Genomic DNA, 25,163 nt, shown 5'->3' with positions numbered 1-25,163 from the left:
TTAAATCATATTGATTAAAGAAATTACTACTGCTAAAGCAAAGAATAGCACTAAGTAGTTAAGTGAGTAAACAAACATTAAAGTAGTCCATTTCTTTTGATTGAAGTTCTTCTTGAAGCTTGTTAATCCAAGATAAATCCAACCTAAGTTCAGAAGTGTTGCCAATACAACGAACACCGTGCCTAAGTTTGTAAGCAATAATGGTAAAGGCAATAATGCGATTAACCATACGAACATGCCTACTCTTGTACGGTTAAAGCCTTTAACCGATGGAAGCATAGGTATTTTTGCTAAAGAATATTCGTCTTGGCGTTTAATCGCTAAGGCATAGAAATGAATCGGCTGCCAGCAAAATACAACTAAGAATAATGCGATTGCTGTTAAGCTGAGTTGTCCCTCAATCGCTGTCCAACCGATTAACGGCGGTACAGCACCAGGAAAGCTCCCGATAACAGTATTCCAAGTAGTATGGCGTTTAGACCAGATTGAGTAAAATGAGACATAACCGATAATCCCCATTAAACCGATAACACCTGATGGTATGTTTAGGATGAATAATAAAATTTCACCTAGTACCATCATTCCAAAACTTAAAATCAATAAATTTTTATTTGAAATTCTGTCATTGACTGTTGGTCTTGACTGCTTGCTTGGCATGATGCGGTCAATATCTTGGTCATAATAGTTATTGAGTGCACATGCGCCCCCCATGATGAGTGTTGAACCAATCATCATTAACAGAATTTGCGGCAGAGATGATAGGAAGGAATGATTCGCTAATGCAATCGCCAGCCATGATCCTGTAAACGCAGGAATTAAGTTCCCCTGAACCAGCCCCATTTTAATAATTGCTTTCAGTTCTTTAAGGGTTACACGGCTCGAGCTTGTCGACAAAGTGTGTCCTTTATCCATAATGCCCCTCCTTAAAATATTCATATAATACAATGATATAGCAAAAAGTAATAATTGACTAGATGAAATAAGACAAATTTGTGACACTTTAGCGACAACAACTATTTCAATAAATCGTCAATTTTGTGACACATTTTCAATCTACTTACTATTAAAATTCTAGGGTATTATTGATATAATGTTTATAAATATTACAAAATATCGAATGACAACTAGGCTTGAGGTGCGGAAAATACGATAATCTCTACTTATCGTTCCCATTCTCTGCCTTTATCTATGTCAATCAATCAGTGGGGTGTTTTACATTGTTTAAGAAACGTAACCTTAAATGGTTAGCAGTTCTCGCAACGATTATTATGGCATGGGTTCAATTAGGAGGCGCACTTGTTACTAAAACAGGTTCAGCAAACGGCTGCGGTTCATCATGGCCGTTATGCCACGGTGCATTCTTGCCGCAAAACCTTCCAATCGATACCATCATCGAACTCAGCCACCGTGCTACATCAGCATTATCATTAATCGTTGTTTTATGGCTAGTCATTACAGCTTGGAAAAACATCGGGTATATCAAAGAAGTAAAACCTTTAGCAATTATCAGTGTCGGTTTCTTGCTAATCCAAGCATTAGTCGGCGCAGCTGCAGTACTTTGGCAGCAAAATGATTATGTACTTGCGTTGCACTTCGGGATTTCATTAATCAGTTTCTCATCTGTCTTCGTACTTACACTTATCATTTTCGATGTGGATAAAAAATACGAAGCGAATAAAGTGCACATCGACCATAAACTTAGAATCTATACATGGACAATGGCCATTTGTTTATACGTTGGTATTTACACAGGTGCCCTTGTACGTCATACCGATTCTTCATTAGCATATGGTTCTTGGCCATTACCGTTCGCAGACTTGATTCCTCATACTGAACAAGACTGGGTACAACTTGCACACAGACTCTTAGCTCTTGTCGCAAGTATCAGTGTCTTCCTCGCATTCAACTATGCGATCAGACATTACCATGAAAACCGTACAATTCGTTATGGTTACACAGCCGCATTATTATTAATCGTGCTTCAAATTGTGACTGGCGCATTATCTATCTTCACAGGTGTTAATTTATTAGTCGCATTATTACACGCATTGATTATCACATTTGAATTCGGTTTAATCGCCTACTTCATCTTATTAATGCTGCGAACAAGACGTGCAGAAAAAGCAAATCAATAATATATTTAATTCATCCGTTCATCTTCTTGGTGAGCGGATTTTTTATGCATACAGACAAAAAAGATGCCCTGCGCTGGTACGCAAGACATCTTAATCAATGATTATTCATCTTTTTCAAGTTCTACTAATAAATCTCCAGTTTGAATGCCTTCGCCATTAGTGACAGTAACTTGTTTCACTGTACCGCTGAATGGTGCTTGGACTGTTGTTTCCATTTTCATGGCTTCAGTGATTAACAGTGCTTGACCGCTGTCTACATGGTCGCCTACTGCTACTTTCACTTCTGAAACTGTACCAGGCATTTGTGCACCGATATGGTTCGGATTAGATTTATCTGCTTTTGGTTTCACAGTTTCATTTGTTTTAACATTTTCATCTTGGATTTTGATTTGTCGTGTTTGACCGTTCATGATGAAGAAGATCGTTCTGACACCTTTTTCATCCGGTTCTGTAATCGCTTCTAAAGTAATAATCAACGTTTTACCTTTATCGATTTCAACTTCTACTGTTTCTCCGACTTGCATACCGAAGAAGAAAGTAGGTGTATCTAATAAAGAGACATTGCCGAATTGTTCTTTTGTCGCAATATATTGTTCATATACTTTCGGATAAATCGCATAACTGATTAAATCTTGTTCAGTAACAGGTTTATCTTGTTTTTCTTGAAGTTCTTTGCGCAAGGCTTCGAAATCAATCGCTTCAAGATATTCGCCCGGACGTTCAGTTAAAGGTGTTTGACCTTTCAATACAACTTTTTGAAGTTCTTTATTGAAGCCGTCAGTCGGTTGGCCGATTTCACCTTTAAAGAATGATACTACTGATTCAGGGAAGTCGAGTTTATAACCGTCGCGTAAAACATCTTCTTCATTCAAGTCGTTTTGAACCATGTATAATGCCATGTCTCCAACTACTTTAGAAGATGGTGTTACTTTAACAATATCTCCGAATAAGAAGTTGACTCGGCGGTACATATCTTTTACTTCATGGAATCTATTGCCAAGGCCTAAACTTTTCGCTTGTTGGTTTAAGTTAGAGTATTGTCCGCCAGGCATTTCGTATTGATAAATCTCTGTATTCGGAGATTTGAAATCACTTTCGAAATCGCTGTAGTAATGACGGACTGTATCCCAATATTGTCCTAAACGCTCTAAGCCGTTGATATTGGCACGTGCATCGCGTCCGAAGCCGTTTAATGCATAATACAATGAGTTGGCACTAGGCTGACTTGTTAAGCCGCTCATAGAAGATACAGCAGTATCGATAACATCGACACCTGCATCAGCTGCTTGTTTATAAGTTAAGATACCGTTACCGCTTGTATCATGTGTATGCAAGTGGATTGGAATATTAACTGCTGCTTTTAATTCTCCTACTAATTCATAAGCTGCTTTAGGTTTTAATAATCCGGCCATATCTTTGATGGCTAAGATATGGAAACCTTCACGTTCTAATTCTTTCGCAAGGTTCACATAGTATTCCAATGTGTAAATGTTTGAACGCTTTGGATCTAAGATATCCCCTGTATAACAAATTGTACCTTCAGAGATTTTACCTGCTTCTTGTACCGCTTCATTCGCAACTTTCATTTGATCTAACCAGTTCAATGAGTCGAAAATACGGAAAACATCAATACCTGCATCGGCACTTTCTTGTACGAATTTTTTAATGACATTATCCGGATAGTTTTTATAACCTACTGCGTTAGAAGCACGTAATAACATTTGAAATAAGATATTAGGAATGGCTTTTCGCATTTTCTCTAATCTTTCCCAAGGATTTTCTTTTAAGAAGTTATATGCCACATCAAACGTTGCACCGCCCCACATTTCTAATGAGAACGCATCTTGCAAGATTTCTGCTGTTTCAGACGCAATGGCAAGCATATCATTAGTACGCACACGAGTCGCAAGTAATGATTGGTGTGCATCACGGAATGTTGTATCTGTAATCAATACATCATCTTGTTTCAATAACCAATCTGCTACTGCTTTAGGTCCTTGTTCATCCAAGATTTGTTTTGTACCTCTTAAGTGGTTGATTTTGCTTTGAGGCACACGCTCAATATGCGGACGTTCAAATTCAGGTTTCGGACGTTTTTCAACATTCGGGAAACCATTGATTGTCACATTACCAATATATTCCAATGTTTTTGTACCACGGTCTTGTGTCGGTTTGATATCGAAAAGTTCAGGAGTTTCTTCGATAAATTTCGTTGTATAGTCTCCTTCTTGGAATTGTTTGTTTCTAATCACATTGATTAAGAACGGAATATTCGTTTTAACACCGCGAATACGCATTTCTCTCAAAGAACGATCCATCTTTTCAATTGTTTGTTTAAACGTTAAAGCATGTGTAGACAATTTAACTAATAACGAGTCATAGTAAGGTGAAATTTCTGCACCTTGGAATCCGTCACCTGCATCTAAACGGACACCGAAACCGCCGCTTGAGCGATAGGCAATAATATGGCCTGTATCAGGCATAAAGTCGTTTGTCGGGTCTTCTGTTGTGATACGGCATTGGATTGCATAACCTAAAGTATGAATGTACTCTTGGTGCGGAATACCGATTTCATCACCGAATAATGATTCGCCGTCAGCCACAAGAATTTGAGACTTCACAATATCAATACCAGTAATCATTTCAGTAATAGTATGTTCAACTTGTACACGAGGGTTGACTTCAATAAAGAAGAACTCATTACCGGATACTAAGAACTCGACTGTACCCGCATTCACATATCCCACATTATTCATTAATTGCAGCGCTGCATCGCAAATACGCTGACGAAGTTCTGGGTCCATACCGACAGAAGGTGCGACTTCGACTACTTTTTGGTGACGGCGCTGTACAGAACAGTCACGTTCATAAAGATGCACAATATTGCCGTGTGCGTCGCCGATGACTTGTACTTCGATATGTTTTGGTTCGTTAATATACTTTTCAATATAAACTTCACTGTTGCCGAATGATTTTTGTGCTTCAGATTTCGCACGTGAAAAAGCCTCTTCTAATTCTGATTCTTCATTCACAATACGCATACCTTTACCACCGCCGCCGCTAGTGGCTTTAATCATTAACGGATAACCAGCTTCTTTCGCAAAATCAGCTGCTTTATGATAATCTTCAATCGGTCCGTCTGTACCAGGGATAACAGGCAAGCCCGCTTCAATCGCTGTTGCACGTGCTTTGACTTTATCACCGAACATATCTAAATGTTTTAATTCTGGTCCGATAAAGATAATGCCTTCTTCTTCACAACGTTCTGCGAAGGTTTCATTCTCACTTAAGAATCCGTATCCTGGATGAATCGCATCTACTCCGGCATTTTTAGCCACTTCAATAATACGTTCAATATTCAAATAGCTGTCTGCCGGTCCTAAATCTTCACCGACTAAATAAGATTCATCTGCTTTGTTTCTATGTAATGAACCCTTGTCCTCATTTGAATAAATCGCTACTGTTTTAATATTTAATTCAGTGGCTGCACGGAAAATACGAATTGCGATTTCACCGCGGTTTGCTACCATTAATTTATTAATCTTCTTCAAGTGATCAACCCCCAAAAATCAATTATTAGAATTTTCTAAACCTTTGTTGTAAATTTTATTATACCAAAACACGAACATTGATGACAGTTAATTTCACAGCCCGTTCACAAAAATAAGCTTTGCCTTTTGTTTTCACAAAAGGCTTTACTTAATTTTGCATTAAAATCAATAGCTCATGCATCGGTAATAATATGACTTATCTAAACATACAGATATTATATCACATTTTCTTATAACCAATCATAACTTTTGTTTATATACTTCGCTTAAAGCAATCATTTTAGCTTAACTTTTAATTCTTAACATTGCTTGCACTCCACTCAAAAAATGTTTGTGTTTTGTTAAGAAATCGTAAAAAGATATAAAAAAGACCAAGAGACAAGAAATCTCTCGGCCTTGAATATTAATATCTTCTTGGAATATCTATATGTCGCTGCTGTGCTGCTCTTTTTTCCATTTTGATTTGTTTCGCTGTTATCAACAACAAGCCTAAGGCGATACTTAAACTGATCATTGAAGAACCGCCGAAACTGATAAACGGCAATGGTACCCCTGTTAACGGGATTAATGCTGAAATACCGCCTAAGTTAACGAAAGTTTGACTTCCGATATAACTAGCGATACCTACACAAACCAATTTATAAAAATAAGACTGTGTTTGTGCAGCAAGCTGGAATGCTCTGTATACAATAAAGAACAAGAGGCCAAGTACGAAAAGACCGCCGATTAAGCCCAGCTCTTCACATATCACTGCGAATATAAAGTCGGTATGCGGCTCTGGCAAGTACCCAAGTTTCATCACACTGTTGCCGATACCTTTACCAAATAATCCGCCATTCCCTATCGCCATTAACGAGTTGGAAATATGGTAACCTGTTCCGGATTCATAGTGGAACGGGTCTGTCATAATTCTAAAACGGGCAACCAAGTATGCAGGCAGCCAGCCTAATGCGGCAAATAAGATCAGCGAGGCGATACCGCCGGCTGCAATCAATCCGCCCCATTTCAGTATCGGTTTAACCCAAATACCTGCATAAAAGACAATAGACATAAAGATAATCGTAATCAGCATGGTTTGCCCTACGTCCCGCTGCAGCAATACTAAAAAGATACAACCTATAATTAATAATATAGGTCCTAATATCACTTTAGAATTGCCGAGCACTTTGGCACGCTTTTTGTTAATCATATACGGCAAATATAAAATGATTGCAATTTTCAACAACTCAGACGCCTGCAAGTTCATAAAGCCTAAGTTAATCCAGCTTTTAGAACCATTAATATTCTTACCTACAATCAAAGTTGCAAATAGTAATAAAAAGACGCCGATCATGACACCTTGCTGAACCTTTTTATTCTGCAGAATTTTTACATTCATGAAAAAGGCCATAAAGAACACAATGAGGAAACTCATGATGACATACATTAATTGTCTCGTATAGAAATAAGTTCCAGACACCGGTGTTCCGCCTGTCAATGTACCTTTCGTTGCTGCGACCATACTGGCACTGTAAACCATTACTAAGCCGATTAAGCAAAGCATAATATATGTAATTACAAGCGGGTAATCAATATATCTTGCGTACTTCCCTACATGTCGAAAGAAAGCTTTTACGTTATTCATTTATTAAATCATCCAATTCTAATATTTGAAGCAGTTTCAAATATTTTGCAGAGTTTGTTTAAGGTGCAATAGCACCTTACTTCTTTTTCAACTTTCAAGATATCTTTATAAAACCATATTTTTAAGCGGTGTTGCAAGTAATTCTATAACGTTTTTTGAAATAAAAAAGCGGCTGGAGATTCTATCAAACTCTGACAGAACTGCAGCCACTTCATACGTTTTTATCTGATGCCGTTGCTTTAAACGTTTGTGAATGCTTCGTGAAGTTTAGACAATTCTTTTTCAAGACGCAGCATAATTTCTTTGCCTTGTTCAATTTCAATAAGGCCTAAATTCGCTGCAAAGTCTACTTCTTTTTGCAAGCCAAACATTTGTGTATCTAATACTTCTTCGTATAATGGACATTGCGGCAATGTTAAGTTGTCCATTTGTACTTTGATTAATTGCAGAATACGATCTGCATCTTTATTTAATTGGTCATATGCCGCGTTATTTATTGTGTTCGCTTTCGTCATGACATACTCCCCCTATCATTTCTTGTCATATAAAAATTTTAGCTTACTCAATATCAAATTGCAAGTAAATTTCAATTCAGTATTTCTAATCTATGTTATCATAGACTCAGATAATATAAAGGGGAGCGCATAAAATGATACAAATTAAGGGTAAAGTCAAATTTCCGATTACTTTAGATAGTACAACTTGGATTTTTGATGATCGTAAAGTAAAAATCGAAGATTTAGAAGCAGGTGTCTTTGAAGGTACGAAGCCTGTAGAATTCCAAAACAACCGTGAATGGAACAGAGCGATTTTGGAAGGCCAAACGAACCCGCCAACACTTAATTCTGAAATCAAATACAAAAAACGTGCCATGATTGAAGATACATTTGTAATCAATATGACACCTTTCTTCAAAAATGCTGAACCAGACGATTCTGCAGCCGCAATTCGTTTGTCTAATGAAGAAGATGCTATTGAAGTTCCATTAAGCTTGTTGCCTTATCTCTTCTTTAAATTTGCGGACAAAGGCAAACGCTTATATGATGATAACGGTGTAGACAGCTTCGTGTACATACCTGAAGAAGGGTATTCACATGAATTCAAACATGTGACACATATCGAGGTGGTATAACTTGAGAAAAGTACAGTGTATCTTATGTGATACAGAAGTACTGATAGACGAAAATACGTTAGAGGCAAAACAGCTTAAAAATCATCCCATGCGTACATTTATGTGCGAGGAATGCAAAAGCCGTTTAGATGTGCCGAAACAACGTAACAATTACTATAAGTCGCAAAATAACTTTAATATTTTCACAAAAGATCATGAGTAATCATCTCATGGTCTTTTTTTACATCCGAGGAACAAACTTAAATACATTTATACAAGATAAAGTATTTGAAATTAAAAAGAGCGTTTGGACCGGCAATCATTGCCGATTCAAACGCTCTGACTTTATATTGAACAAATTATTCTTCTTCAGCCATAATTTGTTTTACACGTTTTGCTTCTTTTTCACGTTGAGATTTATTTAAAATTTTCTTTCTCATACGGATGTTTTCTGGTGTAACTTCTAATAATTCATCATCATCGATGAATTCTAATGCTTCTTCAAGTGTTAAGATACGCGGACGTTTCATTACTTGAGTTTGGTCTTTTGTTGCTGAACGGACGTTGGTTTGGTTTTTAGTTTTTGTGATGTTGACTGTTAAGTCATTTTCACGGTTGTTTTCACCAACAATCATACCTTCGTATACTTCAGTACCAGGTTCCATGAAGTTTGTACCGCGGTCTTCTAAACCGATAATTGCATATTGACTAGCTTTACCTTGGTCCATTGATACTAATACACCATTACGGCGTCCGCCGATGCGGCCTTTAACACGTGGACGAAATTCTTCGAATGTGTGGTTGATGATACCGTAACCGCTTGTCATAGACATAAATTCAGTTGTATAACCGATCATACCGCGTGCAGGCACCATAAAGATTAAACGTGTTAAACCGTTATCTGTTGTAACCATGTCTAACATTTCACCTTTACGTTGACCTAATGATTCAATAACTGAACCTGAATTTTCTTGAGGTACTTCACATTGTACACGTTCGAATGGTTCGCATAATAAGCCGTCGATTTCTCTTAAGATAACTTGAGGTTTAGATACTTGTAATTCATAACCTTCACGACGCATATTTTCAATTAAAATTGATAAGTGCAATTCACCACGACCAGCAACAATCCATGCATCCGGTGAATCTGTAGGTGTAACTTTCAATGATACGTCTGTTTCAAGCTGTTGATCTAAACGGTCTTGAATTTGACGTGCAGTGACATAAGTACCTTCACGGCCGGCAAATGGAGAGTTGTTGACACGGAATGTCATTTCAAGTGTTGGTTCGTCAATACGAAGTACAGGTAATGCTTCTTGATGGTCATGCGGTGTAACTGTTTCACCAACGTTGATATCTTCCATGCCTGATACTGCGATTAAGTCCCCTGCATGTGCTTCTTGGATTTCTTCACGTTTCAATCCGAAGAAACCAAAGATTTTTGTAACACGGAAGTTTTTCACGCTGCCGTCTAATTTCAATAAGGATACTTGGTCGCCGACTTTAATCGTACCTCTGAATACACGACCGATACCAATACGGCCGACATAGTCATTGTAGTCTAATAATGCAACTTGGAATTGTAACGGCTCATCTCTGTTATCTACAGGTGCTGGTACATATTCTAAGATTGTTTCATATAATGACTGCATGTTTTCATCTTGTTTATCAGCATCTAAGCTTGCTGTACCGTTAACAGCAGATGCATATACTACTGGGAATTCAAGTTGTTCGTCGTTTGCGTCTAATTCGATAAATAAGTCTAAGACTTCATCCACAACCGCTTCAGGGCGTGCTGCTGGTTTATCGATTTTATTCACTACAACAACAGGTTTCAAGTTTTGTTCTAAAGCTTTTTTCAACACGAAACGTGTTTGAGGCATTGTACCTTCGTAGGCATCAACAACTAATACAACACCATCTACCATTTTCATGATACGTTCAACTTCGCCGCCGAAGTCAGCGTGTCCAGGTGTATCCAAAATATTAATTCTAGTGCCTTTATAGTTAACAGCAGTATTTTTAGCTAAAATTGTAATACCGCGTTCTCTTTCAATGTCATTAGAATCCATTGCACGTTCATCAACATGCTCATTCTCACGGAAAATACCAGATTGTTTTAATAATTCGTCAACTAAAGTTGTTTTACCATGGTCAACGTGAGCAATGATAGCAATATTACGTACGTCTTCTCTTAAATTTGTCATACTAAATTTCCTTTCTTGAGTAAATTCCCACTTCAATTTGCAACTTTTTTATTATATCATATTATTGAGCAAAGAATAATAAGGTGGGGTTTGAATGCAGAAAAAAAATCAAAAGCAATCTTCTGGATCTATTCAGTTCTTGCAGTGATTTTCTTAGTCTTGTTTAGTTTCAGTCTAGGTGCACAAAATTACTGGTTTATGGCAATTACAGCAATTGTCTTAATCGCAATTTTCGGTGCCGGCTTTACGACTAAGAAAAAATATCGCGAAAATGACTGGTTCTAACCTTTCATTTCTACCGTAACAAAAGTATCCACTTGTTGCAGTACCCTGCAGCACGGAGAATACACATAAATACAGTCAAAAGAAAAAGGTCGGGACCATGTATGCTATTGTGCACTTTACTTAGTTCACAATAGCATACATGGTCCCGACCTTTTATTAATTATTGATGTCTTTTTTGTAATGCTGTCAAAGTTTCCTTCTCCGTCAGCAAGTGTTTTGTTAAAATCTCCTCATGTATGGCCGCATTGCCTACAAGTACAGAGTGCGGTTGTGTAATAACCAACGGATTGCCGAGCAAGTCCGTTCCTTTACCGCCTACTTCATTTAAAATAATTAATCCGCCGGCAAAATCCCAAGGTTGTAAGCGCGGTGTGATATAAGCACCTAATTTCCCTTGCGCTACATTGATGATTTCTAAGGCCGCAGAACCATATGCGCGACAACTTCTCGCTTCATCTACTACCTTTTTGAATATAACACCTATTGTCGGCTTTGTTAACCAGTTTGGATTAATTCCGATTAAACTTTTATTCAAGACTGTATTATTAAGCGGTTTCATCGGTTGTTCGTTAATATAAGCACCTTGTCCCGTCTTAGCATGATATAAAATATCTCTCATCACATCATAAACGAAACCTGCATACGGTTTACCATCATTATAAATACCGATAGAAATCGCAAAATTTTCTTGCTGGTGTACGAAATTTAATGTGCCATCAATCGGATCAATCACCCACACCATACCTTTTTGTTCTATTTCAGACATCGATCTGCCGTGTCCTTCTTCTCCGATAAATTGATGATCTGGATAATTCTCCATAATATTATTATATATAAAGTCTTCAGTTGCTTTATCGACATTCGTTACTAAATCATTCGGATTAGATTTGGTTTCAATATCGATATCTTGCTGCATCATTTTACGAATATTATTTCCTGCTTCTATTACAAGCCCTTTAGCAAAATCATAAACTGCCATCTGATGACACCCCTTCTGTAACATATTAACGCTATCATTTGTGAATATAATATCATTTACTCTTCATTAAAGCCTAACTTATGCTACAATATTTTCAATAATAGCAAACAGGAGGCTTAATATGTCTAAATATACTTTTTCTTTAAAAAACTTCAAAGTGTTTGAAGTGCCTGGTTTAGACGCGCGCATGCAAGCCATTGAATCAGATATCCGCCCCAAATTACGCAACTTGGGCGAACACTTCACAGACTTTTTAAATACACATACTGCCGACGAATTCTTTCCGCATATCGCAAAGCATGCACGTCGTACAGTGAATCCTCCAAAAGATACATGGATTGCATTTTCAACTAATAAACGCGGTTATAAAATGCTGCCGCACTTCCAAATCGGGCTTTACGAGTCGCAAGTCTTTGTCATGTTCGGTGTGATGCATGAAGCGAAAAACAAAGCACAAGCCATCGACGTGTTCGAAAAGCATTTGTCAGACATTGAAAACTTGCCTGAGGATTACCGTATTTGCCCGGATCACGTCAAAATGGAAAAACCGCTGATTAAAGATTTAACCACAGAGGACTTAGAAGAAACATTAGCACGTGCCAAACAATTAAAGAAAGGCGAGTTCTTTATTGCACGCACCCTTTCTCCGCGTTCGCCTGAATTAAAATCAGACCGTGCTTTCATTGAATTCTTAGAAGCGACTTTCGAACAATTATTAAAGTTCTATCCATAATAGCATACAAAAAAACATTACACTATTTATACAGATACTTCGTGCTGATTTCAACAACAAATGCTTGAAATCAGCTTTTTATTTTCCCAAAATTTGTCCATTGTTCACAATATGTCTTTTAATTTTGTGAATTTTTAGGTTGACCTAACTTTATTTTTACTTTATTATTAAACCATTATTAGAACACATTGAATTGGGGGTGACCTTCTTGAGTAAAAGAGAGGTCAATTATAATAACGACAGCTTAGATGAAATCAACAATACTGTCAGTTTCAACTCAAACAGCAGTATTAAACAGAAATTCCTCTCCTTCTTAGGACCTGGCTTGCTAGTCGCAGTAGGCTATATGGACCCCGGCAACTGGATAACTTCCATGCAAGGCGGAGCTAAATACGGATATATTCTGTTATTTGTGATTTTAATCTCAAGTGTGTCTGCGATGCTCCTGCAAAGCATGACTGTCAGGTTAGGTATCGCTTCAGGGCATGATTTAGCCCAAGTTACCAAGCATTTCTTAAACAAACCGCTCGCATTTATTTTCTGGATTATAGCTGAACTCGCAATCATTGCTACGGATATTGCTGAAGTTATCGGCAGTGCGATTGCACTTGATCTATTATTCGGAATTCCATTGTTGGTCGGTGCGATTATTACAGTATTAGACGTCTTTATCTTATTATTCATCATGAAATTCGGTTTCAGAAAGATAGAGGCAATCGTTGGTACCTTAATCTTTACTGTACTTGCTATCTTCATCTTTGAAGTATATATCGCTTCACCGGATGTCGTGAAAGTCCTAAACGGATTTGTGCCTAGCAGCAGTATCATTACTGAACACGGTGCGTTATATATCGCACTAGGTATTATCGGCGCAACAATTATGCCGCATAACCTGTACTTGCATTCATCTATCGTGCAATCGCGTACGTATAACAGAAGAGATGAAGCGTCAAAAGCACAAGCAATCAAATATGCGACGATTGATTCTAACATCCAATTATCTATCGCATTTGTCATTAACTGCTTATTGCTTGTTCTAGGTGCCGGATTATTCTTCGGCAGCGGCAATGCGGATAATTTAGGCGGGTTCTATGACTTATATCAAGCCTTAGAACAACAACCGCTGCTCGGTGCATCGCTTGGCGGCTTAATGAGTACACTCTTTGCGGTGGCATTGCTTGCCTCTGGTCAAAACTCAACTATTACAGGTACATTAGCCGGTCAAATCGTTATGGAAGGTTTCATCAATTTGAAAATGCCGAACTGGGTAAACCGTTTAATTACGCGCTCACTCGCAATTATTCCGGTTATCATTTGCTTGATTATCTTTCACGGCAATGAAAGCATGATGGAACAACTGTTAGTCTTCTCGCAAGTATTCTTAAGTATCGCTTTGCCTTTCACATTGATACCGCTTCAGCTTGCGACTAACAACTCGAATCTTATGGGACAATTTAAAAACAAATTATGGATCAACATTATATCATGGTCTCTCATTGTGATTTTAAGTCTCTTAAATATTCACTTGATTATTCAAACATTCCAAGAATTATAATAAAGTTAACGCACGATCAATCATTCATAGCGATTGATCGTGCGTTTTTTTATCTTTATTTTGAATCATCATCTAAATCATGACGTGTCGGACGTTCATTTGAACTTCTTCTGCGCTGTTGTGTTAAGTCATGTGTATCTAAATCCTCTTGTTGAGCAGCGTCTTCTTGATGCACACGCCCTTTATCCTCTGAAACATGTTCTGTTTTATGCGCATGTTCCTCAGCACGCTTTTCACGTTGATCTAAGGCTGTATTAGGATTAGATACAGCATCGAAATAGTTATGTTCTCTGTCGTATGCTTTATCCGCTTCGCTTTTAGCTTTGCTTCTTCTGACAAACAACATAACCCCTGCAATAAAGAATAAAATCGTTGAGATGAAGTTTGAGAAAAAGATACCCCCAATCGCCGCAATAATTAAAATGATACCTGAAGCGATACGGTTTTTCTTAATCAATACCAAACCGATAACCGCAATAATCGCAACTACAATCAAACCTATTGTTGTAAAGATTAATGTTTGATGCAGATATTCAGGCGACATGCTTGGGTCCCCTTGCTTAAGTAAAATATCAGAAAGCATACCTTTGCCCATGAAGATGCCGATTAAGAACAATAACATATAAATCAATGTTAAGCCGACACCTATCCAACCTAGTATTTTTTCAACTTTTCTATTCAATGTTCTCCCTCCCTAATTAAAAATCGCTTTGTTAAAGCCCGTTGATGCGGGTCTTATCACAGTAAATACCCTTAAAGCTCAGATTTATGCGCTTTTATTTTATTTTGTACATAAATTAACTTATTTTTGAAACATTGCTTAGAAATTATAAAAAAGCCGAAGTCAGTGACATCACTGCTTCGGCTTAGTTTGCTTTATTCTTTTTCTTTTGGATTATCTTGTTCTGTTTGTTGCGCTTGTTCATTTTGTTCTTCTTTAGGCGCCTCAGGTTTTGTTTTGCCTTGGTTGAAAGAACGGCGTTCTTCAAAGTTCATACGTCTTTGATTAACCGCACTTGGACGGTTTTTACGCGCTTCTTTTGCACGTTTTTTACGTTCTTTTTTCTCACGTTTGCGTGCTGCTTTTTCTTCAGCTGTTTCACCTTTGCGCGGTTCTGTATCGCGGTATTTTACTTCTTCAGGTTCTTGTTCTTCTTGATCCATCGCTTGCTTGCGTGCTTGTTCACGTTCATACGCTTCATTTTCTTGCTGCGCTTTGACTTCATCTTCTGATTTTTGTTTGTATTTCGCCTGACGTGATAAGAATGCAGGACCAGCAGCTTCTGCTTCTGAATGTTCCGCATCGCTTGTTTCAGCGCTGTCTTCTTGATGCGGTGCTTCTGAACGTTCTTCTTGTACTCTGTCTTTCTTAGGTACATAAGGTTTTACATCATCTTCGTCATCTTCATATTGTGCACGCGGTTCGTTGCGTTTCTCATATGAAGGGACATAGCGCGGATTTCTTTCCTCTTCTTCATAGTAGCCGCCGCGATATGATGGTTCTCTGTCATATCTATCATAACGGTCATAATCATTGCCGTACGCACCTGGATAATACGGTACTGTTTCCACTCTGTCTTTACGCGCAAACATCATAATTGCGACGATAAAGAACAATACTGGAATAATGATTGTAGCTAATAACAATACAAGCGGCAGCGTAATGATAGATGCGACTAAGAATAATATTCCTGACAGCACTCTGATATTCATTGAAATGAGTGCTAAGAAAGAAATAAGCAAACAGACAATCAAGTAAACAATAACTGCCCAAATACCATTTTGAAGCCAAATCACAAATTGTGTGGTATTTAAACTGTTATTAGCTAACACTTGCTGTGCTAAGTCGTTATTATTAATCGACTGTTCTAGATTTTGAATTGATGTATTGTTGCTGAATGACACAAGTGCAATAAACATAGTAGTTACTGTTAACAACAGTAATCCAATCCAGTTCAGCCAGCCAAGTACTTTTTCTGCGACTCTGCTGACTGGGCGTTTTATTTGTGTATATTGTGGTTCATCAGACATCATTAACACTCCCTACTCTACTTACTAAATCGTTTTATTGTAATGACATTTTGAAATTCAGAAAATGTTCATTATAATCACTTAAAATATCTTTACCCAAATCCTTGTACACTTCAAGCCTATTTTGTGTTTCTTTCGAAGGATAAAAACGCTGATCCGTTCTGATTTCTTTAGGCAATAGTTTTGCGGCAGCCTTATTCGGTGTCGCATAACCTACCCATTCAGTATTCTGCTTACTGTTTTTAGGGTCCAATAAGAAATTAATAAATTGATGTGCACCCTCTTTGTTTTGTGCAGTTTTCGGTATTACCATCGTATCGAACCACAAATTAGAGCCCTCTTTTGGCACAATATAATCAAATTCAGGATTTTCTTGTACGATAGGTGCTGCGGTACCGCTCCATACTACTGCGATATTCGCTTCATGCTGTTCTAACATCATCGTTACCTCATCACCGACAATACCTTTGACTTGCGGTGCTAAGTGAGCTAAATCCGCTTCAGCTTCGTTTAAATGCTTCGGATTGGTATCATTCAAACTATAACCGAGCTTATTCAAACTCAATCCCATGATTTCACGGGCACCATCCACTAATATAATATCATTTTTAAACTTAGGATTATATAAACTTCTCCAAGATGAAAAATCTTCCTTTGGATAAGCTTCTTTATTATAAATAATACCCACTGTACCAAAGAAATATGGAATAGAATAACGATTATTTCGATCATAAGCCATATTCATATAACTTTTATCCAAATATTTCATATTCGGCAGCTGTTTATGATCTAAAGGCACCAGCAAATGATCCTTTTTCATCTTTTGTACAGTGTACTCACTCGGAAAAGCAACATCGTAATGCGTTCCGCCGTTGCGAATCTTAGCTTCCATTGCTTCATTGGAATCAAAGGTTTCATAAACTACTTGAATGCCTGTCTCTTTCTCAAACTTTTGAATCAACTCAGGATCAATATATTCTCCCCAGTTATAGACATAAATCTTCTTGCCTGACTTTTGGTCATCCTCTGAACTATACCATTTACTTACACCGAGGCATAGCAATCCGATAACCAAGGCACCGATAACCAGTTGTAGCATTCGATTCATCGCAACACACCTCTTTTCAATGCACTATGGCGTTTAGTGTAGTGTTGAATCGTATAGTAACCGATGATACCGATCATAATCACACCGAAAATCAAAGTAGAAATCGCATTGATTTCCATACTGATACCTTTACGTGCCATCGCATAGACTTCTACAGATAAAACACTGAAGCCATTCCCTGTCACAAAGAAACTGACTGTAAAGTCATCTAATGAATACGTCAAAGCCATAAAGAACCCTGCAATAACTGCCGGCATCAAATTCGGAATCATGACACGATTCAATACTTGCCAATCTGTGGCCCCTAAATCTTTAGCTGCTGTAAACATATTCTGGTTCATCTCATACAATTGCGGCAAGACAATAATCACCACAATCGGAATACAAAATGCAATATGTGAAATCAATACAGTCCAAAAGCCGAGGCCCATGCCTGTAAAATGACCAATCGCAGTAAACATAATTAAGAAAGACGCCCCGATAACAACATCAGAAGACACTAACAAGACATTATTCAATGTTAAAAATGTTAATTTCATGCGCTTATGGCGCAAGTGATACAATGCTATGGCACCGAAAGTACCAATGACTGTAGAGAGCGCCGCAGCTAAAAGTGCCACTGCGATGGTGTTGAATAAAATCGACATCAAGCGATCATTTTGAAACAACGTTTGATAATGTTCTAACGTAAAACCTTCAAAATGAATCATATTACCGCCAGAGTTAAAGGAATACACCATTAAAAAGAGTATCGGGATGTATAACCCGATAACGAGTAACCCTAAATATAATTTGCCATACCATGTCATGATCTGCGTCCTCCCTCGTTGCCTGATTTCGTGATGACTAAAACGACTGCCATAAAGACAATTAAAGCAATTGCAATGGTAGAACCCATGCCATAGTTTTGTATCACCAGAAATTGTTCTTCTATCGATGTCCCGATATTGATAACTTTATTACCTGCAATCAAGCGTGTAATCATGAATAATGAAAGTGCAGGAATAAATGTGACTTGTATACCAGATAATACCCCTGCTTTTGTCAAAGGCAAAATCACTTTGCGCAATGTAATCCACTTATTCGCTCCTAAGTCTGTAGAAGCTTGAAGCAGATTATCAGGGATTGATTTCATACTGTTGAATATCGGCAAGATCATAAATGGAATGTAAATATAACTCGCTACAATAATAAAGGCAGCTGCAGTAAATAATAATTCTGTTTTTGGAAGATGCATCACACCTAATATTTGATTGATAATACCATCATGACTGAAAATCCCGATAAATGCATACGTCTTGAGGAGTAAATTAATCCAAGTCGGTATGATTAAGATTAGTATCCATAAATTTTGATGGGCTGATTGACGAATAAAATAAGCCGCTGGATAACTGATTATCAATGTGACAAGTGTAATCACTGCCGCATAAAAAATAGAAATTCCCATCATCTTCAAATAACGCAGACTGAATATTTGTTGATAATTGCTGAAACTGAAATGCCCATGAATATCTAAAAATGAGAAATAGACTAATAAAATAACTGGAATGATAATAAACCCAACCATCCAAATCAAATATGGCACAAATAAAAATTTATTTAATTTTGTCATCTGCTAGCCCTCATAGCTTTCAATACGTTTATCGAATTCTGCTTCCGTTTCACCCGGCACCATAATATGAATTGCATCAGGTTCAAAGTATAAGCCGACAGTCGCACCTATTTGTGCTTTCTTTGTCGATTGAATCATCCATGCATAGCCTTCTTTATCTCGGCAATTGATTTCATAATGCACACCTCTAAAGAGCATTGAATCGACGACCGCTTCAAACAGCCCTTCGCTTGGCGCTGTAATCGCAATATCTTCCGGACGAATCACAACTTCTATCTTTTGTCCTTTAGGAATACCCATATCCACACACTCTATCTCTTTATCATAGATATTAACCACACGATCCTTCACCATTGTACCTTCAATAATATTCGATTCGCCGATAAAATCTGCCACAAATCGATTTACCGGTTCATCATAGATATTTAACGGTGTATCCAGCTGTTGAATTTTGCCGTCTTTAATCACCGCAATATAGTCGCTTAAAGCTAGCGCTTCTTCTTGATCATGTGTCACAAAAATAAATGTAATACCCAAACGTTTCTGCAAGGCACGCAATTCATACTGCATCTCTGTACGTAGCTTTAAATCTAGGGCTGATAGTGATTCATCCAACAATAATATTTTTGGTTCGTTGACCAACGCACGAGCAATGGCTACACGTTGTTTCTGCCCGCCGCTCATTTCATCTATCGTACGCTGTTCGTAACCTTCTAATTTAACCAGCTTCAATGCTTCAGTTACTTTTTCTTTAATCTGAGCTGATTTGACTTTCTTGATTTTTAAACCGAACGCCACATTTTCAAAGACATTTAAATGCGGAAATAAGGCATAGTCTTGAAAGACAGTATTGACTTGACGCTGATTGGCAGGGATTTTATTTATCACTTTGTCTCCATAAGCGATTTCACCAGAATCTGCTTGTTCAAAACCGCCGATGATTTTTAAAATCGTTGTTTTGCCGCAGCCGGAAGGCCCTAGCAATGTATAGAATTTTCCTTGTTCGAAATCAATCGAAATATTTTTTAATATAGGTTGTCCATCATATTGTTTATTCACTCCTGATAAAGATAATATCGGCATTCGTTTTTCCTCCTATAAATACGATGCGGTCGCCACTATCATGGCTTTCACTTCAGATTGGGTTGTGTTAGACAACTGGTGTTTTTCATGCGCTTTAAAGTAGAGTGCATCTCCTTTTTTAGCTTGATACACTGTTTCGCCTAACGTTAATGTGAGTTCACCTTTTAAACAGTACACAAAAGTATCAGAGTCAGATGGCTTGAATGCCTTATAGGCTGTATGCGGACGCAAAGTCAAAATCAAAGGTTCCATTTCAAAGTCATTCGATCTTGCGACCGGCCAATTTAAAATATAACCGTCATCATATTCATCATAGACTGCTTGTTCCGCTTTAGGGTATAGCACTTTTTCTTGTTCTTCGCCTTTAAAGAAACGTTCTGGTGTCGTACCTAACACTTCCAGCAGCTGCAGAAAAGTTTCCATACTTGGTGATGACTGTCCGCTTTCGATTTGGGAAATATAGCCTTTTGACAAATCCGTACGTTCTGCTAATTCTTCTTGCGTCAATCGTTTTATCTTTCGCAGATTGCGCAAATTCAATCCAATATCCATACTGCTTCCTCTCAATCGTCTTCATTTGTGCATAAAAAAAGCACAGTCCTGTTTAGTATTAGTAAACATTTTGTTTAATGCTTACTAAAAATAACAGAACTGCGCGTGATTTACAATATAAATTTAAGCGTCGGCACTAAATTTTTTTCGTGTCTCGTCATTCTTGATTCTTTTGACTGCTTGATAGCTGTTATAACCGCTGCGTTGTTCAAAATCATCTAAAATATTCTTTTCATCTGCTTTACCGGGAATCACTTTTTTAAAGTTGCGATAGGCATTCATAAAGTCATCGCGATCAACTTCTCTTTCATAATAGTCTTCAACACGATTGAAAAAGTGAATGACATCGACCATCTCATCTTGAGACCAATCCACATCAATAGGGTATTGATATTCCATTTCTGTGTTCCTCCTATCTAATTGAATTCACAAATATTATAACATGCAAGAAATCCTGAAACGTAAAAAAACCGCCGGGCTTTAAGCCCGACGGTCTATTATATGCTTAATCTAATGTTGGGTTGTATTACATAGTGTGGATTGGTAATCCGATTGCTTTTTCAGCAGCTTCCATAGTCATTTCACCTAAAGTTGGGTGAGCATGAACTGTTAATGCGATATCTTCAGCATTCATACCAGATTCAATTGCTAAACCTAATTCAGAGATGATGTCAGAAGCACCTGCACCTACAACTTGTGCACCTACTAATGTGTCATCTTCTTTAAGTGTAATCAATTTAACGAATCCAGTTGTATCGTTTAATGATAAAGCACGGCCGTTTGCTGCGTAAGGGAATTTAGAAGCTTTGTATTCTAAACCTTCTTCTTTCGCTTGCGCTTCAGTGTAACCTACTTGTGCTAATTCTGGTTCAGTGAAGCATACTGCAGGCATACCGATGTAGTCTACTGCAGATTTTTCGCCTGAGATTGCTTCAGCAGCAATTTTACCTTCATAGCTTGCTTTGTGTGCAAGTGGTAAACCAGGAACGATGTCGCCGATAGCGTAGATGTTGTCAGCTGATGTACGGCTTTGTTCGTCAACTTCTAATAAGCCGCGTTCGCCGAATTTAAGGCCAAGTTCTTCAAGACCCATTTCATCAGTGTTTGGACGACGACCTACTGTTACTAATACGTAGTCAGCTTCGATTGTTTTTTCTTCGCCTTTTGCTTCGTAAGTAACTTTAACGCCGTTTTCAGTTTCTTCAGCAGATTTAGCCATCGCTTGAGTAACGATTTCCATGCCTTTTTCTTTCATTTTTTTCTTAACAGGTTGCGTCATTTGTTTTTCGAAGCCGCCTAAGATATCTTTAGCACCTTCTAAAATTGTAACTTCTGTACCGAAGTTCGCAAATGCTGTACCTAATTCAGAACCAATGTAACCGCCGCCTACAACTACTAATTTCTCAGGCGCTTCTTGTAAGTTTAAAGCACCAGTTGAGTCGATTACGCGCTCACCGAATTTGAAATTAGGAATTTCGATCGGTCTAGAACCAGTTGCGATGATTGCGTTTTTGAAGTTGTAAGTTTGAGCACTTTTTTCGTCCATTACACGTAAGCTGTTTTTGTCGTGGAAGTAAGCTTCACCTTTAACAATTTCAACTTTGTGGCCTTTTAATAAACCTTCAACGCCGCCTGTTAATTTGTTAACAACAGACTTTTTGAATTCTTGAACTTTTTCATACTTAAGTTCAACATCTTTAGCGATGATACCAAGATTTTCTGAGTTTTTAGATTCTTGGAATACATGTGATACGTGTAATAATGCTTTAGATGGGATACATCCTACGTTAAGACATACACCGCCTAATTCGCCTTTCTCAACGATTGTAACTTTTTGTCCCATTTGTGCTGCACGAATTGCTGCAACATAACCCCCAGGACCTGCTCCGATTACAATAGTATCTGTTTCAATTGGAAAATCACCAACTACCATGTTTTACCCCTCCATTAATAATAATTCTGGATTATTTAATAAACGTTTGATGTGGTTCATTGCGTTTTGACCAGTAGCACCGTCAATTTGTCTATGGTCAAAGCTTAATGATAATGCTAATACAGGCGCTGCTACAATTTCTCCATCCTTAACAATTGGTTTTTGAGCGATACGGCCGATACCTAAGATAGCCACTTCAGGGTGGTTAATTACAGGTGTGAACCATTGACCGCCTGCAGAACCGATGTTACTGATTGTGCATGAAGCACCTTTCATTTCGTCAGAAGTTAATTTACCATCGCGTGCTTTAACAGCAAGCTCATTAATTTCATCTGAAATTTCGAACATTGATTTGCGATCAGCATGTTTAACAACAGGAACTAATAGACCGCGGTCTGTATCAGCAGCAATACCGATGTTCCAGTAATGTTTATGAACTACTTCACCGTTTGCATCATCAAATTCAGTGTTTAATGCTGGGTATTTCTTAAGTGCTGAAACTAATGCTTTAACAACGTAAGGTAAGAATGTTAATTTAGTACCTTGTTCCGCAGCAATTTCTTTGAATTTCTTACGGTGATCCCATAATGCTTGAACTTCTACTTCGTCCATCAATGTTACGTGAGGCGCAGTATGTTTAGAGTTAACCATTGCTTTCGCAATTGCTTTACGCATTGCAGGGATTTTTTCGCGTGTTTCTGGATATTCGCCTTCAGCTGATACAGGTGCTGATGCAGCTTCTTGTGCTGGTGCTGCTTCAGATGCTGTTTCTGTTGGTTCAGCACTTGGAGCATCTCCGCTTAAGTAAGCTTCAACGTCAGCTTTAGTAATACGGCCGTTTTTGCCAGTACCTTGAACAGCTTTGATGTTTACATCGTTTTCACGAGCAAATTTACGTACAGAAGGCATAGCTTTAACTCTTCTGTCTTCATCTACTTCTTCAGTTGAAGCTGAACCTGCAACATGGTCAGTTCCTTCTTCTGAAACAGAAGCTGCTTGTTCTTTAGTTTCTTCTTGACCAGCATCGCCGGCTTTGTCTTCTTCAGCATCGCCTTCATGGCTGTGTCCGCCTTTGAATGACATTTCTTCTGCATCTGGTGAATCGATTTTGATAATTGTATCGCCGACTACTGCTACAGTACCTTCGTCTACTACAACTTCTTCAATTGTTCCTGAAACTGGAGAAGGGATTTCTACTACAGATTTGTCGTTTTGAACCTCACATAGAATATCGTCTTCTTCAATTTTGTCTCCAGCTTTAACAAACCACTTTACAATTTCACCTTCGTGGATACCTTCACCAATATCGGGTAATTTAAATTCAAATGCCACGTTCTTGTCCTCCTAAAAGTCATTTTAAGTCACATAAACCAAGACAAAACTGCTAGATTGAAACAAAAATGTCTACATTCGAGTTAAAACCCTAGAGACGACAGGTTTGCTGAAATCTAATCAATATATTGTTCTAGTTTATATTTTGACATAAAAGTTGATTTCGTTTCAACGAAATAATATCTTCAAAAATTTATACTAACTTGTAGACAAATCATTTGCCCCTGCCTATTTCAATGACCAAGCAAGAGCAAATAATACTGTCTGGCTTACTAGGTAGTAAAACGCTTACTTCATATCTACCCAAAAGCCCGTCTGAATATGCCGACTTGTTCGCGCAATTTTAAACAATTAGAAGTTTAAAGTCGCTTTAGCTTTTTCAACGATATCGTTTTTGTTCGGCAACCAAACGTTTTCCGCTTCAGTGAACGGATAAACAGTGTCAGCTGCTGCTACACGAGCAATCGGAGCTTCTAATGAAAGGATTGTGCGTTCTGAAAGTTCAGCAACTACTTGCGCACCTACACCAGCTTGGCGTTGTGCTTCTTGAACCATCACTGCACGGCCTGTTTTTTCAACTGAAGCTACTAAAGTGTCAAAGTCGATCGGTTGTACTGTACGTAAGTCGATAACTTCTGCAGATACACCGTCTTTTTCAAGGTCTTCCGCTGCTTTTAATGCTTCTTGAACCATAGCGCCGTACGCGATTAATGTAATGTCGTTACCTTCGCGTTTAACTTTTGCTTTGCCAAGTTCAATTTCATATTCCTCTTCAGGAACTTCTTCACGGAATGAACGGTATAATTTCATGTGTTCTAAATATACAACAGGGTCGTTGCTTCTGATTGCAGAAATTAATAATCCTTTTGCATCATATGGGTTTGATGGGATAACTACAGTCAATCCTGGAGATTGTGCCAAGATACCTTCTAAGTTATCTGCGTGTAATTCAGGTGTATGCACACCGCCGCCGAATGGTGCACGGATTGTAACTGGTGCTTCTTTTGTGTTACCTGAACGGAATCTTGTACGAGCGATTTGACCTGCAACAGAGTCAAATACTTCGAATACGAATCCTAAGAATTGGATTTCCATTACTGGACGGTAACCTTCAACAGTTAATCCAAGTGCTAAACCGCCGATTCCTGATTCAGCAAGCGGAGTATCGAATACTCGATCTTCACCGAATTCTTTTTGTAAACCTTCCGTTACACGGAATACGCCACCGTTAACACCAACATCTTCACCAAAAAGCAAAACATTTTCGTCGTTTTGAAGTTCAGTTTTAAGTGCGTTGTTAATCGCTTGTACCATTGTCATTTGTGCCATGGC

General features: G+C 38.0%; 23 protein-coding genes. 6 read left to right on the top strand and 17 right to left on the bottom strand.

What is annotated here, in order from left to right; translation table 11 throughout:
- Positions 1 to 912 (bottom strand): heme o synthase, encoded by a 912-nt coding sequence (gene cyoE, locus C7N65_RS07340; RefSeq protein WP_105993828.1) that lies wholly within the window; start codon positions 910 to 912, stop codon positions 1 to 3.
- A gap of 305 nt (positions 913 to 1,217) precedes the next feature.
- Between cyoE and C7N65_RS07335 the strand changes: the two genes are divergently transcribed.
- Positions 1,218 to 2,135, top strand: a complete 918-nt coding sequence (locus C7N65_RS07335; RefSeq protein ID WP_105993827.1) for a COX15/CtaA family protein — start codon at positions 1,218 to 1,220, stop codon at positions 2,133 to 2,135.
- Positions 2,136 to 2,236: 101 nt separating this feature from the next.
- Here the strand turns inward: C7N65_RS07335 and C7N65_RS07330 are convergent, their stop codons facing one another.
- The 3 genes from C7N65_RS07330 to C7N65_RS07320 all read right to left on the bottom strand — a co-directional run bounded on the left by C7N65_RS07330 (position 2,237) and on the right by C7N65_RS07320 (position 7,825).
- Positions 2,237 to 5,686 carry a pyruvate carboxylase gene (locus C7N65_RS07330; RefSeq protein ID WP_105993826.1) on the bottom strand — a complete coding sequence of 1,150 codons (3,450 nt, stop codon included), beginning with the start codon at positions 5,684 to 5,686 and terminating at the stop codon, positions 2,237 to 2,239.
- Positions 5,687 to 6,089: 403 nt separating this feature from the next.
- Positions 6,090 to 7,310 (bottom strand): cell division peptidoglycan polymerase FtsW, encoded by a 1,221-nt coding sequence (gene ftsW, locus C7N65_RS07325; protein WP_105993825.1) that lies wholly within the window; start codon positions 7,308 to 7,310, stop codon positions 6,090 to 6,092.
- 239 nt (positions 7,311 to 7,549) lie between these two features.
- The gene (locus tag C7N65_RS07320) at positions 7,550 to 7,825 is read right to left on the bottom strand and encodes a YlaN family protein (RefSeq protein ID WP_105993824.1); all 276 of its coding nucleotides are present in this window, start codon (positions 7,823 to 7,825) and stop codon (positions 7,550 to 7,552) included.
- 134 nt (positions 7,826 to 7,959) lie between these two features.
- Between C7N65_RS07320 and C7N65_RS07315 the strand changes: the two genes are divergently transcribed.
- Together C7N65_RS07315 and C7N65_RS07310 are read left to right on the top strand one after the other, a co-directional pair.
- Complete coding sequence (locus C7N65_RS07315; RefSeq protein WP_105993823.1) at positions 7,960 to 8,442, top strand: hypothetical protein; 483 nt, start codon at positions 7,960 to 7,962, stop codon at positions 8,440 to 8,442.
- A gap of 1 nt (position 8,443) precedes the next feature.
- A complete protein-coding gene (locus tag C7N65_RS07310; protein ID WP_105993822.1) occupies positions 8,444 to 8,644 on the top strand; it encodes a DUF2197 domain-containing protein in 201 nt (66 codons plus the stop codon).
- Positions 8,645 to 8,780: 136 nt separating this feature from the next.
- On the opposite strand, the gene typA is transcribed toward C7N65_RS07310, so the two are convergent.
- Positions 8,781 to 10,628, bottom strand: a complete 1,848-nt coding sequence (gene typA, locus C7N65_RS07305; protein WP_105993821.1) for a translational GTPase TypA — start codon at positions 10,626 to 10,628, stop codon at positions 8,781 to 8,783.
- Positions 10,629 to 10,718: 90 nt separating this feature from the next.
- Between typA and C7N65_RS07300 the strand changes: the two genes are divergently transcribed.
- On the top strand, positions 10,719 to 10,913 hold the full coding sequence (locus C7N65_RS07300; RefSeq protein ID WP_234019056.1) for a DUF5325 family protein: 195 nt from the start codon (positions 10,719 to 10,721) through the stop codon (positions 10,911 to 10,913).
- A gap of 160 nt (positions 10,914 to 11,073) precedes the next feature.
- Here the strand turns inward: C7N65_RS07300 and C7N65_RS07295 are convergent, their stop codons facing one another.
- Positions 11,074 to 11,892 carry an inositol monophosphatase family protein gene (locus C7N65_RS07295; protein WP_105993820.1) on the bottom strand — a complete coding sequence of 273 codons (819 nt, stop codon included), beginning with the start codon at positions 11,890 to 11,892 and terminating at the stop codon, positions 11,074 to 11,076.
- Positions 11,893 to 12,013: 121 nt separating this feature from the next.
- Between C7N65_RS07295 and C7N65_RS07290 the strand changes: the two genes are divergently transcribed.
- Positions 12,014 to 12,625 carry a YktB family protein gene (locus tag C7N65_RS07290; RefSeq protein WP_105993819.1) on the top strand — a complete coding sequence of 204 codons (612 nt, stop codon included), beginning with the start codon at positions 12,014 to 12,016 and terminating at the stop codon, positions 12,623 to 12,625.
- A 208-nt stretch (positions 12,626 to 12,833) separates the two neighbouring features.
- Positions 12,834 to 14,180 (top strand): Nramp family divalent metal transporter, encoded by a 1,347-nt coding sequence (locus C7N65_RS07285; protein ID WP_199790665.1) that lies wholly within the window; start codon positions 12,834 to 12,836, stop codon positions 14,178 to 14,180.
- A gap of 55 nt (positions 14,181 to 14,235) precedes the next feature.
- Here C7N65_RS07285 and C7N65_RS07280 read toward each other — a convergent pair whose 3' ends face one another.
- From C7N65_RS07280 to C7N65_RS07230, 11 genes are all read right to left on the bottom strand, one after another.
- Positions 14,236 to 14,862 (bottom strand): DUF4064 domain-containing protein, encoded by a 627-nt coding sequence (locus tag C7N65_RS07280; protein WP_105993817.1) that lies wholly within the window; start codon positions 14,860 to 14,862, stop codon positions 14,236 to 14,238.
- 194 nt (positions 14,863 to 15,056) lie between these two features.
- Positions 15,057 to 16,211 carry a lipoteichoic acid stability factor AuxB gene (gene auxB, locus C7N65_RS07275; protein ID WP_199790664.1) on the bottom strand — a complete coding sequence of 385 codons (1,155 nt, stop codon included), beginning with the start codon at positions 16,209 to 16,211 and terminating at the stop codon, positions 15,057 to 15,059.
- A 34-nt stretch (positions 16,212 to 16,245) separates the two neighbouring features.
- Entirely contained in the window at positions 16,246 to 17,319 is a 1,074-nt protein-coding gene (locus C7N65_RS07270) for an ABC transporter substrate-binding protein (RefSeq protein WP_105993815.1), read from the bottom strand.
- Complete coding sequence (locus C7N65_RS07265) at positions 17,316 to 18,128, bottom strand: ABC transporter permease (protein WP_105993814.1); 813 nt, start codon at positions 18,126 to 18,128, stop codon at positions 17,316 to 17,318. The genes C7N65_RS07270 and C7N65_RS07265 overlap by 4 nt, the downstream gene beginning before the upstream one ends.
- On the bottom strand, positions 18,125 to 18,931 hold the full coding sequence (locus tag C7N65_RS07260; protein ID WP_105993813.1) for an ABC transporter permease: 807 nt from the start codon (positions 18,929 to 18,931) through the stop codon (positions 18,125 to 18,127). The genes C7N65_RS07265 and C7N65_RS07260 overlap by 4 nt, the downstream gene beginning before the upstream one ends.
- A gap of 3 nt (positions 18,932 to 18,934) precedes the next feature.
- On the bottom strand, positions 18,935 to 20,014 hold the full coding sequence (locus tag C7N65_RS07255) for an ABC transporter ATP-binding protein (RefSeq protein ID WP_105993812.1): 1,080 nt from the start codon (positions 20,012 to 20,014) through the stop codon (positions 18,935 to 18,937).
- Positions 20,015 to 20,026: 12 nt separating this feature from the next.
- Positions 20,027 to 20,566 carry a helix-turn-helix domain-containing protein gene (locus tag C7N65_RS07250; RefSeq protein ID WP_105993811.1) on the bottom strand — a complete coding sequence of 180 codons (540 nt, stop codon included), beginning with the start codon at positions 20,564 to 20,566 and terminating at the stop codon, positions 20,027 to 20,029.
- A 123-nt stretch (positions 20,567 to 20,689) separates the two neighbouring features.
- Complete coding sequence (locus C7N65_RS07245) at positions 20,690 to 20,965, bottom strand: UPF0223 family protein (protein WP_105993810.1); 276 nt, start codon at positions 20,963 to 20,965, stop codon at positions 20,690 to 20,692.
- Between the two features lie 127 nt (positions 20,966 to 21,092).
- Entirely contained in the window at positions 21,093 to 22,499 is a 1,407-nt protein-coding gene (gene lpdA / locus C7N65_RS07240) for a dihydrolipoyl dehydrogenase (protein ID WP_105993809.1), read from the bottom strand.
- A 3-nt stretch (positions 22,500 to 22,502) separates the two neighbouring features.
- On the bottom strand, positions 22,503 to 23,831 hold the full coding sequence (locus C7N65_RS07235; RefSeq protein ID WP_105993808.1) for a dihydrolipoamide acetyltransferase family protein: 1,329 nt from the start codon (positions 23,829 to 23,831) through the stop codon (positions 22,503 to 22,505).
- A 351-nt stretch (positions 23,832 to 24,182) separates the two neighbouring features.
- A complete protein-coding gene (locus C7N65_RS07230) occupies positions 24,183 to 25,160 on the bottom strand; it encodes an alpha-ketoacid dehydrogenase subunit beta (protein WP_105993807.1) in 978 nt (325 codons plus the stop codon).
- Positions 25,161 to 25,163: the final 3 nt, after the last annotated feature.

The organism is Staphylococcus simulans, assembly GCF_002994445.1.
In the GTDB taxonomy this organism is placed as follows: domain Bacteria; phylum Bacillota; class Bacilli; order Staphylococcales; family Staphylococcaceae; genus Staphylococcus; species Staphylococcus simulans_B.
Note: the sequence above shows the minus strand (reverse complement) of the source record. Positions and strands in the feature narration are given on the sequence as shown.

Bases quoted from the DNA above. Each gene is read 5' to 3' on its own strand.
- lpdA (WP_105993809.1), bottom strand. From the start codon at position 22,499: ATGGTAGTTGGTGATTTTCCAATTGAAACAGATACTATTGTAATCGGA.
- C7N65_RS07250 (WP_105993811.1), bottom strand. From the start codon at position 20,566: ATGGATATTGGATTGAATTTGCGCAATCTGCGAAAGATAAAACGATTG.
- typA (WP_105993821.1), bottom strand. From the start codon at position 10,628: ATGACAAATTTAAGAGAAGACGTACGTAATATTGCTATCATTGCTCAC.
- C7N65_RS07260 (WP_105993813.1), bottom strand. From the start codon at position 18,931: ATGACAAAATTAAATAAATTTTTATTTGTGCCATATTTGATTTGGATG.
- C7N65_RS07315 (WP_105993823.1), top strand. From the start codon at position 7,960: ATGATACAAATTAAGGGTAAAGTCAAATTTCCGATTACTTTAGATAGT.
- auxB (WP_199790664.1), bottom strand. From the start codon at position 16,211: ATGTCTGATGAACCACAATATACACAAATAAAACGCCCAGTCAGCAGA.
- cyoE (WP_105993828.1), bottom strand. From the start codon at position 912: ATGGATAAAGGACACACTTTGTCGACAAGCTCGAGCCGTGTAACCCTT.
- C7N65_RS07245 (WP_105993810.1), bottom strand. From the start codon at position 20,965: ATGGAATATCAATACCCTATTGATGTGGATTGGTCTCAAGATGAGATG.
- C7N65_RS07320 (WP_105993824.1), bottom strand. From the start codon at position 7,825: ATGACGAAAGCGAACACAATAAATAACGCGGCATATGACCAATTAAAT.
- C7N65_RS07265 (WP_105993814.1), bottom strand. From the start codon at position 18,128: ATGACATGGTATGGCAAATTATATTTAGGGTTACTCGTTATCGGGTTA.
- C7N65_RS07295 (WP_105993820.1), bottom strand. From the start codon at position 11,892: ATGGCAGTTTATGATTTTGCTAAAGGGCTTGTAATAGAAGCAGGAAAT.
- C7N65_RS07230 (WP_105993807.1), bottom strand. From the start codon at position 25,160: ATGGCACAAATGACAATGGTACAAGCGATTAACAACGCACTTAAAACT.
- C7N65_RS07255 (WP_105993812.1), bottom strand. From the start codon at position 20,014: ATGCCGATATTATCTTTATCAGGAGTGAATAAACAATATGATGGACAA.
- C7N65_RS07290 (WP_105993819.1), top strand. From the start codon at position 12,014: ATGTCTAAATATACTTTTTCTTTAAAAAACTTCAAAGTGTTTGAAGTG.
- C7N65_RS07270 (WP_105993815.1), bottom strand. From the start codon at position 17,319: ATGAATCGAATGCTACAACTGGTTATCGGTGCCTTGGTTATCGGATTG.
- ftsW (WP_105993825.1), bottom strand. From the start codon at position 7,310: ATGAATAACGTAAAAGCTTTCTTTCGACATGTAGGGAAGTACGCAAGA.